General features: G+C 49.6%; 13 protein-coding genes and 1 pseudogene. 5 read left to right on the top strand and 9 right to left on the bottom strand.

The window, feature by feature from the left end; genetic code table 11:
- Window positions 1-44: 44 nt before the first annotated feature.
- From JVX88_RS29400 to JVX88_RS29375, 6 genes and pseudogenes are all read right to left on the bottom strand, one after another.
- On the bottom strand, window positions 45-860 hold the full coding sequence (locus JVX88_RS29400) for an MBL fold metallo-hydrolase (RefSeq protein WP_211622040.1): 816 nt from the start codon (window positions 858-860) through the stop codon (window positions 45-47).
- Window positions 861-1,547: 687 nt separating this feature from the next.
- A complete protein-coding gene (ftsW, locus tag JVX88_RS29395; RefSeq protein ID WP_211622039.1) occupies window positions 1,548-2,696 on the bottom strand; it encodes a putative lipid II flippase FtsW in 1,149 nt (382 codons plus the stop codon).
- Window positions 2,697-2,708: 12 nt separating this feature from the next.
- Window positions 2,709-3,044, bottom strand: a pseudogene (locus tag JVX88_RS29390) (glutamate ligase domain-containing protein); the annotation flags it as partial.
- Between the two features lie 77 nt (window positions 3,045-3,121).
- The gene (locus JVX88_RS29385) at window positions 3,122-4,111 is read right to left on the bottom strand and encodes a pentapeptide repeat-containing protein (RefSeq protein ID WP_211622037.1); all 990 of its coding nucleotides are present in this window, start codon (window positions 4,109-4,111) and stop codon (window positions 3,122-3,124) included.
- Window positions 4,112-4,195: 84 nt separating this feature from the next.
- A complete protein-coding gene (locus JVX88_RS29380; RefSeq protein WP_211622036.1) occupies window positions 4,196-6,040 on the bottom strand; it encodes an SNF2 helicase-associated domain-containing protein in 1,845 nt (614 codons plus the stop codon).
- Complete coding sequence (locus JVX88_RS29375; protein WP_211622035.1) at window positions 5,998-6,357, bottom strand: sigma-70 factor domain-containing protein; 360 nt, start codon at window positions 6,355-6,357, stop codon at window positions 5,998-6,000. The genes JVX88_RS29380 and JVX88_RS29375 overlap by 43 nt, the downstream gene beginning before the upstream one ends.
- A gap of 585 nt (window positions 6,358-6,942) precedes the next feature.
- On the opposite strand from JVX88_RS29375, the gene JVX88_RS29370 reads away from it, so the two are divergent.
- The gene (locus JVX88_RS29370; protein WP_211622034.1) at window positions 6,943-7,209 is read left to right on the top strand and encodes a TIGR02450 family Trp-rich protein; all 267 of its coding nucleotides are present in this window, start codon (window positions 6,943-6,945) and stop codon (window positions 7,207-7,209) included.
- Window positions 7,210-7,411: 202 nt separating this feature from the next.
- On the opposite strand, the gene JVX88_RS43375 is transcribed toward JVX88_RS29370, so the two are convergent.
- On the bottom strand, window positions 7,412-7,807 hold the full coding sequence (locus tag JVX88_RS43375; protein WP_211622033.1) for an FG-GAP repeat domain-containing protein: 396 nt from the start codon (window positions 7,805-7,807) through the stop codon (window positions 7,412-7,414).
- 715 nt (window positions 7,808-8,522) lie between these two features.
- Complete coding sequence (locus JVX88_RS43370) at window positions 8,523-9,344, bottom strand: ATP-binding cassette domain-containing protein (protein ID WP_317134485.1); 822 nt, start codon at window positions 9,342-9,344, stop codon at window positions 8,523-8,525.
- Between the two features lie 474 nt (window positions 9,345-9,818).
- Between JVX88_RS43370 and JVX88_RS29355 the strand changes: the two genes are divergently transcribed.
- Window positions 9,819-10,595: a DEAD/DEAH box helicase family protein gene (locus JVX88_RS29355; protein WP_317134484.1), complete on the top strand. Its 777-nt coding sequence runs from the start codon at window positions 9,819-9,821 to the stop codon at window positions 10,593-10,595.
- Here the strand turns inward: JVX88_RS29355 and JVX88_RS29350 are convergent.
- Complete coding sequence (locus tag JVX88_RS29350) at window positions 10,501-11,187, bottom strand: hypothetical protein (RefSeq protein WP_211622031.1); 687 nt, start codon at window positions 11,185-11,187, stop codon at window positions 10,501-10,503. The two genes, JVX88_RS29355 and JVX88_RS29350, sit on opposite strands and share 95 nt — an antisense overlap.
- 76 nt (window positions 11,188-11,263) lie before the next feature.
- On the opposite strand from JVX88_RS29350, the gene JVX88_RS29345 reads away from it, so the two are divergent.
- From JVX88_RS29345 to JVX88_RS29335, 3 genes are all read left to right on the top strand, one after another.
- Window positions 11,264-11,896: a GNAT family N-acetyltransferase gene (locus JVX88_RS29345; RefSeq protein WP_211622030.1), complete on the top strand. Its 633-nt coding sequence runs from the start codon at window positions 11,264-11,266 to the stop codon at window positions 11,894-11,896.
- Between the two features lie 156 nt (window positions 11,897-12,052).
- Window positions 12,053-12,505, top strand: coding sequence for an EVE domain-containing protein (locus tag JVX88_RS29340; RefSeq protein ID WP_263975296.1), 453 nt, complete (start codon window positions 12,053-12,055; stop codon window positions 12,503-12,505).
- Between the two features lie 248 nt (window positions 12,506-12,753).
- The gene (locus JVX88_RS29335) at window positions 12,754-13,137 is read left to right on the top strand and encodes a hypothetical protein (protein ID WP_211622028.1); all 384 of its coding nucleotides are present in this window, start codon (window positions 12,754-12,756) and stop codon (window positions 13,135-13,137) included.
- Window positions 13,138-13,472 lie beyond the last annotated feature (335 nt).

Here is a 13,472-nt window from a genome sequence, read left to right as displayed (position 1 = left end):
CTTTTGGGGTATACCTATGGCAGATTCTGGCAAATATGAGACAATCAGCCAAGATTTTGCCGGTCGGATTCTTCCACCTGATCTAAAAAATCATCTTCGTGGCCTGGATCGTGGTGAAACATCACCGTTTGCTTTACTTCAGCGGCGAGGGCCACTTCGATTCCAGCCTTCCAAGCAGCAGTGGGTTGACCAACGGCTGCCTCGGCGTTGTAGGAGGAATGGTAGAAGGAATGCTCGGTATAGGCGGCGTCATAGATTAGCAAGTCAGCCTGATGGGCCAGGTAGAGCAAGCCCGGATCAATTTGGTTGAGCAGATGTTCGGTATCGGTAGCGTAAACGACCGAATACCCATTCCAGGTAATCCGATACCCTAGCGCCTGATTGGAGCGATGCAAAGCAACGGTTTCGATGACCACATCATCGAGCGTGATTACTGAGCCAGGAGCAATGTCATGGAACCGCAGGTTGGCCTGCATCATTTTCAACGGTATCGGGAAATTGGGCCGCAGCATCTGGTCGGAAAGCCTCTGCTTGATTGACGCTCCGTTTTGCCCGACTGCACCGTAGATATCAAACTGGTTGCCCTCAATGAAGGCTGGCATAAAAAAAGGAAAGCCCTGAATCCGATCCCAGTGGGTATGGGTAAAAAAGATATGTCCCTTCACCGGTATTTCTTGCAGCATTTGCTTACCCAATACACGCAGGCCGGTTCCTCCGTCAAAAATCAGTCGCTTACCGCCCACCTCCATCTCCACACAGGCCGTATTGCCGCCGTATCGCACCGTCTCGATTCCGGGCGTTGGAATACTGCCCCTAACCCCCCAAAACCGAACTGTAAACTCACGAGGACTACTAATCATTGACGTAAGCTGAGCGTGACCCGAAATGGTTTGAGCGCGAGTTAGGGAGGAAGACCAAGTTGCTGAGGAAGAATTGAAGCCTGACATTGGAGTGAATGTAAACTGAGCTACGAAAATGGAACAAGAAACCGATGGCTCACCGAGTAAATGGGGCAACCGCTCGATCGTCCTGCTCATGCAAAGGGAACACCGAGCTAAATTCCTCTATCGATTGAGGTAATTGAATCAGGTAGCTGATTCAGGAAAAGCTAGGATTTAGACAACAATTTCAGGTGTTCAAATAGCGCCTGAAAAATTCTCAGGCGGTGAGCAGCGATCCAGAATTTGAGTACGGTTATAGTTCCCCAGTTTTGTAGCCAGTCATCAGTAGGTGCACATGCCGGTGACGGTCAGATCCAGCACCAGTCAGAGCCAGTACCAGTCTATCTATGCCCCCATTTAGTTGGTCCCCTGAATAGAGAGCGCCAGTCAGACAAACGATGCAAACTGCCTTCTAAGTACCTCGGCATAATTAAAAAACCAGATCCAAAACCCTGCGCGGGCGGCACAGGGTTTTGGATTTTAGGTTTAATTATGCTCACCTACTTAAAAGATTTTAATCTGTTTCGAGTTGAATTCCCCGCCCCTTGGGGCGTTCGTATTTGATCACGTGAACCGGAATACCCCGCTGCAAGCAGCAGGGTGAGTTTATTCTGGATCCAATCGTCTAATGGGTTTTTCCGGCAGTTCTTGTTGTTTCTTTTCGCCACCGCCACGCGAGATATTCAATAAGATCCCGACCGCAGCCAGCGTAAATACAACCGACGAACCGCCATAAGAAATGAACGGCAGCGGAATTCCCTTTGCCGGCAGTATCGAAATGACGACACTTATATTAAAAAGTGCCTGAACAATAATGCCGGTCACCAATCCGATCGCAAGCAACATCCCGAAACGGTCTGCGGCGTTAATTGCGATCATCGCACCTCGCCAAAGTATCACGCCGAACGCCAAAACCACCGAAAGCGTGCCGAGCAACCCAAATTCCTCGCCGACGACCGAGAAAATAAAATCGGAATAAGGATACGGAAGGTAAAAAAGCTTCTGCTGGCCTCGTGCGAAGCCTTCGCCGAAGATGCCGCCCGAACCGATCGCATACAAAGATTGCACAACTTGATAACCTGCATCGTCGCTGTGTGCGAACGGATCAAGAAATGCCATCATTCTTTGCAAACGCCACGGTGCGAGCAAGACCATCGCTCCGGCGACCGCCGCCATCGCACCACCGACAGCGAAAACGTGCAGCATTTTTGCTCCGGCAGCAAAATACACACATGAAAATATCGCTGCCAGCACGAGCGCAGTGCCCAGATCCGGTTCGAGCGCGACCAATCCACAAAATAAAAGCATCGCTCCGACGCACGGCAAGACCGTCGCACGGATCTCACCCACGCGATCAGCATTCCGCGTAAGGAAATAAGCCAAGAAGATCGGCAATGTGATCTTTGCCATCTCAGACGGCTGAAAAGAAAACGCACCGAAACGTATCCAACGCTGTGCTCCATTGATTTCCGGAAAGGCAAATACCGCTAGTAGGAAAATTACCGTAACCGTCATCAATGAATAGACCACAAGCGGGTTTTGGTAACGGCGATGATCTACCCGGCTGATCAAATACATCGCGACAAGCCCGAATACCGTAAACCCGAGCTGTTTATAGAAGTATGTAAACTGAGTGGCTCCGGCGGTCTCCCGCTGTGCGTGCATTGCGGAGGCGCTGTACACCATCAACGTGCCGAACGCCGCCAGCGCCGTCGAAATTACTATCAGAATTATGTCTGGACGCGACTTTGCCATTAAAACTGCACACTAGATAGTACTTCTCAACCCTTCCACCGCCGCTTTGAAGACCTGTCCGCGTTCTTCAAAACTATTGAACATGTCAAAACTTGCACACGCCGGAGCCAGCAACACCGCGTCGCCCGGTTCTGCCGCATCAAAGGCGGCCTCAACCGCCTCCGACATTGATCCGGCCTGAATTATTTCTGCCGTTCCTTTCAACTGCGATTCGATATTGGCTGCGTCTTCGCCTATCAGAACGAGCTTTCTAACAGACCTTTCGATCAATTCGGCAAGGGGTGCATAGGGAGCATTTTTACCGCGCCCCCCGAGTATCAAAACCGTCTTCCCTTTGTCTTCGGAGAGAGCTTCGAGACAGAATTCTCGACCGAAGAGTTAGAGCAATTCTGGCAACAGGCAAAGGCGAAATTGAAGCAAGACGGCTAACAATCGCGATTTTCCATCGTCTCATCTGGCATTCGGGTTTTGCAGAGTTTGGCAGTGCTGAGATCGATACCGCTGAGGTTGGCTCCACTCAAGTCAGCCCGGCGCAGATTGACGCCGCTAAAGTTAGCTCCACTTAAATCGGCATGGCTTAGGTTGGCCTTAGCTAGATTGGTGCCAAACATGGTGGTGCCGCTGAGGTTGGCGTGGCTGAGGTTGGCTTCTCCTAAGTAGGCATTGCTGAGATTGGCGCTCGACAAATCGGCGTGGCTGAGGTCAGCATTACTGAGGTTGGCGTCCTGCAAATCGGTTTTCTGCAACTTAGCGCGATTCAAGTTGGCTCTGGGTAAATTGGCCCGAAACAGATTGGCTTCGGTGAGGGTGACGCTATCTAAATCGGCTCCACCTAAGTGAGCGCGGCGCAAATCGGCTGAGGGGAGGTGAGCGCGGCTGAGATTGGTGTCTCCCAGGTCGGTATCCCGCAGGTTGGCATCTGTGAGGTCGGCTCTGGCCAGGTTAGTTTCACTCAGATCTGCGCCGATCAGGTTCGCCTGCCGCAAGCTAGAATCGCCCAAATAGGCTCGACTCAAATCAGCGCCACTCAAGTTGGCTTCGTCCAGATTCACTTGATTCAAAATTGCTTCGCCTAAGTTGGCATCACTCAGGTTTGCCCGCTGGAGGTGGGCTTCGCTCAGGATAGCTCGCAGCAGATTAGCCGCTTGCAGATTCGCATTTTGCAAGCTAGTTCGGCGCAAAGTGACGTCTTCTAGCTCCGCTTGCTCCAGATCCGCCTTATCCAGGTCGGTTCCATCCAGGTCACAGTTTGAACAAACTTTTGTTTCCAGTAAGCGATTGACGCGATCGGCTTTGGCCAAGTGTCCTGAAACGATCCAGCCCGCAAAGCTGGCTAGAAGGCCAAAAAACAGCGCCAGAATGATAAAGGCTCTGATATCTCGTCGGTCGAGTTTGTACCCGCTCAGGAACGCCATGATTGCCTTGGTGAAAGGATGAGGAAATGGTGAAATGGCTGGGCTGACACCACCCTTAGTTCAGAGTTCTAGTCTAGCGTTCCGTTAGCCGCCCCAAACCTTTTGCAACACCTGTTCTGGTGAAATATCGACAAGTTTGCCCGTCGCGGATTGCAGGCCAAGAAACTTGTCAGCTTTGGGCAGTGCTTTGGCTGGATCGGTGGAGGCAAACAGCGCCAGGGTATAAACTTGCAGCGCCACGGCTAGATGCATCGGTACGCCTTCGGTGCAAAGCATCAGGTTGGCTCCGGCGATCATCGCTGCCAATTTGCCCAGATCGCCCGGTTTGGTGACTTTTAGCCCAGGGCAGGTTTGAGACAAACCGATCACAACATCTTGATTCTCTTCAGTCTGAACCACCACAACCGGCAGATCCGGCTGCTTTTGCTGAAAATCGATGAGTGCCCGCAGTTCGGGTGCAAACCGTTGGATTTCATGGTACCAATTGCCCACGACCGATGTCGGCGCGATCAAGAGGGTGGGCAGGATTGGTTTCCCTTTGGGCTGTTCGCGCTCTTGCAATAACCGGGCAATCACCTGGATTGTTTTACCTAGGCCCATGTCATCGGCAAGGCAGCCATTCAACCCCAGTTGCTCCAGGAATTGTAGCCAGGATACGCCCCGTTTTTGATACTCGCGCAGCGCGCCCCGCAGATGCTGCGGATTATCGACTGGCTGGAGCTGGCTTTTGTCACTCAGTTTGGCCAGCATCTCTGCCAAGCTACTGTGGCGGTCTACGTCTAGGACTAAACTCTCCTCGTTGGCGGCGGTCAGCTTCAGAAACTCCAACAGGCTCAGTTCTGGATGCTCCTGCTGGTGAGTTTTCCAGAACTCTAGCATTTGGCGCATTTTGTCCTGATCTAGCTCCATCCACTGGCCGCGAAACTTCACCAAGGGCGTTTTGGCATTCACAAGCTGCTGCCATTCTTGTTCACTGACTTGTTCATCACCGATTGCCAGCTCATATTCATACTGCACTAAATTCTCGTAAGCAAAATACTTCTTCGTTTTATCTTCACCACCCGTAAGGGATTTACCCTTGGCCTTGAGGCGGACTTTAGCCCGCTGGCGTCCTTGCGGGGTCCACCAAGCCGGCACAATCACTTTGTAGCCCGCATTCTCCAGCACCCAGGCCGATTCTCGCAAAAATTCAAACGCGGCTTCTAAGTTCAGTGCAATTCCAATCGGCTGATCGGTTTCTAGTCCGCGCCATAGGGCCGGATAAATTCGCGCTGCGTATCCCAAGTTCATCAGCAAATGTTGTTCAAACTGTTCACCCATTTGTTTTTTGACTTGCTGCTGTTGTTTGGAACCCATACGCCAATAGTCTTGCAGCGCCACTCGCAGCGACGGATCCTGTTTGGGCGCAACCTGAAACTGAAGCTGCCAAGCATCTTCGGGTTTGGCCGGATCTTGAAGCTGGAAACAGAGATAAAACGGCAGATCTGACTGAGTTCGCCCAATCCGATCGCGCCATGCCTGCCACTGCCGGTATTGCTCTAGCCGCAGTTCAGAGGTCCAAGGGCCAGTGGAACGCAGACAGTCTGCCAGCAGCGAATTGGCAATTGTCTTCTCAAACGCTTGGGTGATGGGAGTATGGGTGAGAATATCAGTGAGTAAACATTCCGAAAAGTGGCGCAGCAAGGATTCCCGCTCGTAAAATTCGGTTGCTTCTGACGGTTCAGCAAATCCAGCCACGCAGATTAGCGGCATATACTCGACATATTGTCGAATCGTGGACTCATAAGCTTCACCGATAAATTCCCAGCCCGGATAAATCTCGAACTGTTGCTTGGGTACTGGTTGCTTGGGTACTGATTTATCCTCTTTTGTCACATCCACTGCCGTCACATCAATCGTTTGGGATGCTGCCGTGCGGCGTTTTGCCATAATTTGTCCCGAATTCGCTCTAGTTCTAGCAAATCGGCGATCTTGCGGGCCAGCTCAATTTCTTCATCGGCCCTCAGCAGGCGAATCCGACCAATCTCCTGCAGGTAAAGCCGAATCGAATCTTCGGTGTAATGTTTTTTCTTCGCTTGTGCCCGACGACGAGCGCCTCCCTTCGCCGCCTTGCCATCCTCTTCATCCTCAGAATCAGGTTGGCTGTCGAACAAATCGTCTCGATCATCTCCTTCCTCAATCAAGAGTTCATCCAAATTACTCTCGGGCTGGTCAATGGTTTCGAGTACGTCATTAGCCTGGGTCATGCCGCGCTCCTCATGCTCCTTATATCAAAACGTTAAAGGTCAATCAAACCAAGGAATATCACGACCGAGTTATTAGCTGGTCTACGCTTAAGTGATTCTAGATAAATTTAAGACCAGTTCGTCGTTGACGGTAGCTATCCCAGAGGCACAATACTTCTCCTCAGTAATGATGAATACTGGGAATCAGCACCAAAACGGGAATCATTGCCTGCGGATTTTGCTGAAACCTCTCCGATTGTAACTTTTCTCACAAAAGTTGCACGCTTTTTCATAATTTTCGCTGTAAAAAACTGGTATGCCAGAGTTTTAGTTTGCGCTTGCTGAAAGTTACAGAATGAGATCTTGCTGAAGGCAAAATTTCTCAAACCAATTAGCTCGGACCAATGAGGCAACGAACCTAACAATCAACACAGCAAGATTCTCTTTGCGGGAAAACAGAAACGGCGTGTTGAGAAATTGTTATGAATTCAGCATAACCGAACATTCCAGAACTGGAAGAGAAAACCTCTGGCAATTTGACGCGATTTCAGGTTTTTTGTCCTCAATTCTAGTTATTTTTTGTTACATAACTCGATAGAAGTCCCAATGGCACGCAAGCAAAAATTTCCTTACTTGGTTGGTTCCAAATGGACAGCCCAACAGACCACTTGGGGATGGCGACATTTCCAAGTGGTCAATCGCAAAAATGAAGGGCGTTGGGTGTTTGCTGAGATGGTGGCTGCCTGTGACCCAACCGTGCGGTTTTGGTTGAACGCTCAGCAGCTCAAAGACCGTTCGCTTTGGCAAGCCGGATGGCAATCTCTACAGGAACAGAATCAGGAAGATAGCTTGGAAGATAGTTTTGAGTTTTGAGTTCTCAGTTTTGAGTTGAGTGACAGGCTGTGGGCAATGACATTCTGCCCATGAGTGGGTGAGATGCTCACACCACCGGCTCACCAAATTTATTTTTCAACTTCCCTGCTCTAACTCAACACTCAAAACTTTACCAACCGCTACCTAACTCAACACTCAAAACTTAAAACAATGCTTTGCAGAAGTAAGCTACAAAACTTGATTAAGCGTCAAATACAACCGAGTGCCAGGCTTTCTTCTGTTCGCCCGTGATATCTAGCATGACATGCTTGACGATGGTGTACTCTTCCAGCGCGTAGTAGGACATGTCTTTGCCGATGCCGCCCAGAACGTTATCGTTATTAAAATCTCCAACTGCGAGGGCTGTCGCTGAACCAAACCCCGCCCCCGAAGACACAATCGGCGACGAATTAAACCGTCCGCTACTGCTGCCCAACAGGACAGAAACAGCACCTGTTTGCGCAACTGAACCCGATGGCGTTACAGTTCCACCGGAAATCAAATCTAAGATGCCGTCACCATTCACATCGGCCACAGCAACTGAGTAAGGCGTTATACCAACCTGGAAAGTATTTGCAGCGTCGAAACTCACAGACATAAAGCGGAATGCTCCTTCAGCAGAGAATGTTAGATGATATTGCCGGTTTATCTTAGCTCAGTAGGCCAACCTAATTATTGATATCAAGTCTGGTTAATTGGCCATAGTTCCGGTCGGGGCGCAGCATGTGCAAAATGAATTCAAGGCTGAGCTACAGAGCTTTTGACGCAAATGCTTTGCCCTTTTGGCATTAGGTTTGTAGTACTTAGAGAGCTAGCGGTTTTAGAAATCTTGTGGTGTTAGTGTCTACAAATGCCTGACTAGTAGCGGGCAAGATACCCATACACTCTCTTGTTTCATTGCTTTTGTTTCATTCAGTTGCATTACTCAGAGCTAATTTGATCACTCACACTAATAGACTTGGCTGTATCAAACTAAGTTCCTTTTTAATCAATCGCTAATTGTGAGATTTTTAGAAGGTGCGTCAAATAAGTCAGTCTAGCAAACTTCCCAGCGGATTCCTGAACAGATATGTAAAGTTTTCACAAAAGTACTGGCTGTTGCTAGAGCCATAAAAGTTCCTTTGCCAATTTGCCTTTGCAACAATGTCTTGAAGATCAAAGCTTGCCAATTGCAGGGGCTATACCCATTCGCCAAATCATCATTCAGCTTAATGCAAGAGAATGTATACATCTCATTCACACCAGCCATTGAGACATGCAAAAGGTCGATGACTAATCAAAAACAGCACTTTATGAATGTGAAAAAGGCTGTATCAATCAACTTCTTCAATCGCTTCCTCCATCGCATGGGTTTCCCAGAGCGACTGGTAGAGTCCGTCTTGAGCCAATAATTCCGCATGGGTGCCTGCCTGCACGATGCGACCGTGATCCATCACCAGAATTCGATCTGCCGCCGCTGCTGCTGAAAGCTGGTGAGAAATAAACAGAACCGTTTTGCGCTCTGTCCCCTCTGAGAGCTGATGCAAAATTGCGGTTGCGGTTTGGTTGTCTACGCTAGAGAGGGCATCATCCAAAATCAAAACTGGAGCATCCACCAACAGGGCGCGCGCTAAGGCCGTCCGCTGTCGCTGTCCACCAGAGAGGGTAATGCCTCGTTCGCCCACAATCGTTTTGTACTGCTGCGGAAAATTGAGAATTTCGGGATGGATCTGGGCCTGTTTAGCCGCCTGTTCTACCTCTGGCTGTTCGCTGGTGGGGTCCCCGTAGCGGATATTGTTTTTGATCGTGGTGCTAAACAAAAAGCTTTCCTGGGGCACAGTCAGCGGCATTGAGGGTAAAATAGCCAAAAACTTGAGGCCGAGGATCCAAAAAATCTTCTGCTCGATCTCGGAAAGGGTTTCGTAAGGAGAAATCTTCTGCGGTTCGCTGGCTTGATGCAGATGAATCAGGGTTTCCAACTCCTGAATCTTGATGCCATACTCGAACCCTTTTGGATAAAGCTGCTTCAGCAATTGGTTTAGGTCAGTCTGAAAAAAACTGCAAACTCCAACACCGGTCAGAGGATAGTGAATATAACTAAGGTACTGACGCAGCAGCTTGCGAATGTAGTATTGCGTGTAGGGAGATAGTTGCATAGCGAGTAGATGCAGCGAAAGTCGCCGACGAATAGGGAACAGGAACCGATTCTTCTGGCCTGAGGTCAGTAGGAGTGGCGAATTTTCAGATAGCTGACGTAGAGAATCACATATTATGGAACTCATGTCTATAGCTGTCTGTGGCTAGCGCTACGATGTGGCGTTCCTGAAGGGTAGTTAATGTCAAAAAACGTAACTTACTGCTCCATTGCCGCAGTCTGGTCCAAAGTTGGCTCGAAATCCTGCGAGATTGGCTTGCGTAGATACCCCAGGGCTGCCATTGTTGATTGCTGTAGTCCATTGAAACAAGATTCATTGGATACAATTCAAGGATTTTTATTAACGAGGCGATTGATATAAGAGAAGCTAATCCGCATTACTCTTGAGTTTAGAGTTCCCAGCAACCAATTGCTGCTCCAGCTTTGATTACAATTCGTCATCATAGAAGAGGCGTAATGTCATCCAGAAGGCAGCATGGCAGAATTTAACATTCAGGCACCGTTTGAGCCAAAGGGAGACCAGCCCAAGGCAATCAAGCAGCTAACTAAACATGTGCAGGCAGGGCACCGCTTCCAAACCTTGCTGGGGGCAACGGGAACTGGAAAAACCCATTCAGTTGCCCGGGTGATTCAAAATGTTGGTAAACCAACGCTAGTTTTGGCTCATAACAAAACCCTGGCAGCACAGTTGTGTAATGAGCTGCGGGAATTTTTTCCAGATAACGCGGTTGAGTACTTTATCAGCTATTACGACTATTACCAGCCAGAAGCCTACATTCCAGTCACCGATACCTACATCGCTAAAACCGCTTCAATCAACGATGAAATTGATATGCTGCGGCACTCGGCTACGCGGTCACTGTTTGAGCGACGGGATGTGATCGTGGTGGCATCGATTAGCTGCATTTATGGTTTAGGGATTCCTTCGGAGTACCTGCGGGCTTCGATTCCGTTTCGGGTTGGGATGGAAATAGACCAGCGGCAGGTGTTGCGCGATTTGGCCGCCGTGCAATACGAACGTAATGACCTGGATGTGGGGCGAGGCAAGTTTCGGGTAAAGGGCGATGTGCTGGAGATTGGTCCGGCCTACGAAGATCGCCTGATTCGGATCGAGTTTTTTGGCGATGAAATTGATGCCATTCGTTACATTGATCCAATTACCGGCGAAACACTGCAAAGTGACTTTGAGCGAATCCGCAGCGATAGACGCCATTGTTTACTGCATGATAGATTTTCTCGTTCCAGGAATTGATTTCCTCGTGTTTATCTTCAGGATAGAGATCGAGATCAGGTTGTTTAGCAAATTGATTAAACGCCTCGTTCAGGATGACGATAATTTCTGCACTCTCGTTATTGACAATTTGCTGCTGCTGAGTATCCCAGAGAACGGGTACGGTGCAGCGTCCTGTATAGTCTGGTTGCGCTAGCTGGTACAGATCCCGCAGTGACTGACAGCCCTCCTCTGGCTGTTCAAAGATCCAACCGCCCGCTTCCGGCGAGGGAGTCACAAATGTGACCGAAATGGTATCTTCTAGCCCCTTCAGTGCCCGTGTCACCAGCGTTCGGTGTGCCCAAGGGCAGCCCCAGCCCACGATCAAGCGATAGCGTCCGGCGGCGGCGGGATAAACCTCAGCACTTGAATTGACCGAATCGGTGGAGGGATCGACCGATTTTTCTGACTGCAAGACAAGATTGCGAAACTGGCTCTCTGGCCGCAGATATTCCCCTGCTTTACTGCGAGGAGCCATTTGAGACATCATGAGATGCCACATGGTAGTCCAGACCCATCGCCCGGATCGGATGATTAGCTTGGATGGCAGTGCTTTTCCCTTTTGTTTCGCCATAATTAAATAGGCTCTGATTTGTCTGACTGAGGTCAACGTCAGTATGCTGGATTAACTTCAGAATACTCCGAGATCGATGTCTTCATCATTGCCCGTTGACTGCGTTGCCATGTCTCTCACGGATCACCCTCCTAAGCCGGTGGCAAATCTAATTTACCAATCTGCTCCCGCTATGTTTGGATTGATGTTCGGCGGTAAGGCAATTCCGATCTTGACTGATTTGGTGCAGCACTCCCAGAATCGGTTTAGCCATCGCTATGTGCGAGTTGCCGAGGCCAGTATAACTGGCGGTCAGGGAAATCAGATTTTAGGGGTTGCCACCCTGATAGCAGCCGAATCCCTCAATCAAACAACGGACTACCAGACCTGCCTGAATCGCTGGCAGCAATTGCGTTTGCAGTTCGTTGATGCCTTGATCCTGAATCGTTTGGTGCGGCACGATTATCCTCCCGGTACCTTTTATATTGCTAATCTGGCCGTTGATTCGGCCTATCGAGGGCAGGGCATCGGTACCCAATTACTGCAATACTGTATTGCAGAAGCGGCCACGGCCAAAGCTAGCCATGTTTACATCAGTGTGGACATCGATAACCCTAGAGCGCAAAACCTCTATGAATCGCTGGGCTTTCAAGTTATAGAAACCAAAACATTGCGACTGAGTCAATCTGTCGGATCGCGAGTTTTAGCTCTATCGTTGGATAGTTTGTAGCTTGCTAATAGCGTTCTAAATTTGGGAACTGCTCATGGGCCTTGGCACGAGCGGCCTCTCCACAAGTGCGAGGGGTGGGAAAGATTTTGTCGGGGTTGGCTAGCCCTTGCGGATTGAAGACTCTATAGAAACTTGATGACGATGAACTACTGGCTGATGAAATCGGAACCGGAGGTCTACGGGATTCAAGACCTGGCTCGCGATCAACAAACAATTTGGGATGGTGTGCGCAACTATCAGGCAAGAAACTTCTTGCGCGAGATGCAGGTTGGCGATCTGGCCTTCTTCTATCACTCCAACACGACACCGCCCGGAATTGTCGGGCTGATGCAGATTGTTCAAACCGGCCTTGCTGACCCTAGTCAGTTCGATCCCAGCAGCAAATACTACGACGCCAAATCTACGAAGGCCAATCCGCGCTGGCAAACTGTTCAGGTGGAGTATGTAGAAACATTTGTAAATTTCATCCCGCTGGATCAGCTGCGGCAGCAATTCACACCCGAGCAGCTAGGCGTGGTGCGGCAGGGGAATCGGCTCTCGGTGATGCCGGTGGCAACCCCAGTAGCAGAGAAAATTTTAGCCATCAGCCAGGGGAAAGCAAAGCCATAGGTTGGGTCAGCAGTGTCTTACAGCAGCTTGCTACAGGATGGTTGCCGTTTTTGTTACCGCTAACCCAAATTGATCCCAGACTGATAGTTTTGTTGACAGGATGTTTACGGAATAGTACCAGTCGAACGGTGTATCCACAACAAGCTTATTCACCTGGCGTTCTACCCGGTTAGCTAGCATCTTAATGCTATGCCCCATGCTCTTGCTGCTGATTCAGCGAGTCGAATGGGTTGGGGCAGAGCTGATGGTTGCGATTTGGCAAACCATTGGCTGTATGGTGCGATTTCGCGATTGAAGCAGTTTACTCAGCAGAAGCAGATGATGGGGGGCTAGGATCTCATAGCTACAGCTATCTCTTGACTCACAATCTTGGCATAGGTCCGACCATCAGCCTGATTATCGGCAGTAATTTAATGCTTTGGGGTGTAGGGTTGCCGATTAGGGCACTTGGAATCTTGATTTTCTCTGTCCCGGCAGATTACACTACTCCACTGATCCAGCGGATTGTTTTGGCAGTTTTGCCGGGTCTCGATGATGTTCTGACTACCTCACCAAAGCGCCAGGTACGCACTTGGCATCTCAATGTGGGCGATCGGGTTCGCTATTGTGGAGAAATGGTTAGACAGATCTAGAAGTGGAGCGTTTACTGGACAACCGGGAACTTTGCCTCTGTCAGGTATCTCATGGCTATTGGATGCCTTGGCTGAGAGTAGAGAAGCTAGAGCCAGATAGGGGTTCCGCCGCTGAGTTAAAGGAATGAGCGAAAGTTCCGTCTATCTTGTAGACTCGATAGCCAGCGGTTCTTTTCACAGTGAGGAGGGCAAGGGAAGTGAGGAAGTGGTCGGTTGAAATCCATAAGGCAGTTTTCACCCACGTCGTTTTAATCGGGATTCCAGCAATTTTTTTCTACTGTTTGCGGCTGGGTGGATGGAGCCTGACCGGCATACATCTAGTGATTGCAACTTTT

It is taken from the genome of Leptolyngbya sp. 7M (assembly GCF_018128485.1).
This window is presented reverse-complemented; position numbering and strand designations above follow the sequence as displayed.

What these genes read in the sequence shown, in the direction of transcription:
- JVX88_RS29340 (WP_263975296.1), top strand. Translation starts at nt 12,053, where the DNA reads ATGAAATCGGAACCGGAGGTCTACGGGATTCAAGACCTGGCTCGCGAT.
- JVX88_RS29355 (WP_317134484.1), top strand. Translation starts at nt 9,819, where the DNA reads ATGGCAGAATTTAACATTCAGGCACCGTTTGAGCCAAAGGGAGACCAG.
- JVX88_RS29385 (WP_211622037.1), bottom strand. Translation starts at nt 4,111, where the DNA reads ATGGCGTTCCTGAGCGGGTACAAACTCGACCGACGAGATATCAGAGCC.
- JVX88_RS29400 (WP_211622040.1), bottom strand. Translation starts at nt 860, where the DNA reads ATGATTAGTAGTCCTCGTGAGTTTACAGTTCGGTTTTGGGGGGTTAGG.
- JVX88_RS43370 (WP_317134485.1), bottom strand. Translation starts at nt 9,344, where the DNA reads ATGCAACTATCTCCCTACACGCAATACTACATTCGCAAGCTGCTGCGT.
- JVX88_RS29370 (WP_211622034.1), top strand. Translation starts at nt 6,943, where the DNA reads ATGGCACGCAAGCAAAAATTTCCTTACTTGGTTGGTTCCAAATGGACA.
- JVX88_RS29345 (WP_211622030.1), top strand. Translation starts at nt 11,264, where the DNA reads ATGTCTTCATCATTGCCCGTTGACTGCGTTGCCATGTCTCTCACGGAT.
- JVX88_RS29350 (WP_211622031.1), bottom strand. Translation starts at nt 11,187, where the DNA reads ATGGCGAAACAAAAGGGAAAAGCACTGCCATCCAAGCTAATCATCCGA.
- JVX88_RS43375 (WP_211622033.1), bottom strand. Translation starts at nt 7,807, where the DNA reads ATGTCTGTGAGTTTCGACGCTGCAAATACTTTCCAGGTTGGTATAACG.
- JVX88_RS29380 (WP_211622036.1), bottom strand. Translation starts at nt 6,040, where the DNA reads ATGGCAAAACGCCGCACGGCAGCATCCCAAACGATTGATGTGACGGCA.
- JVX88_RS29375 (WP_211622035.1), bottom strand. Translation starts at nt 6,357, where the DNA reads ATGACCCAGGCTAATGACGTACTCGAAACCATTGACCAGCCCGAGAGT.
- ftsW (WP_211622039.1), bottom strand. Translation starts at nt 2,696, where the DNA reads ATGGCAAAGTCGCGTCCAGACATAATTCTGATAGTAATTTCGACGGCG.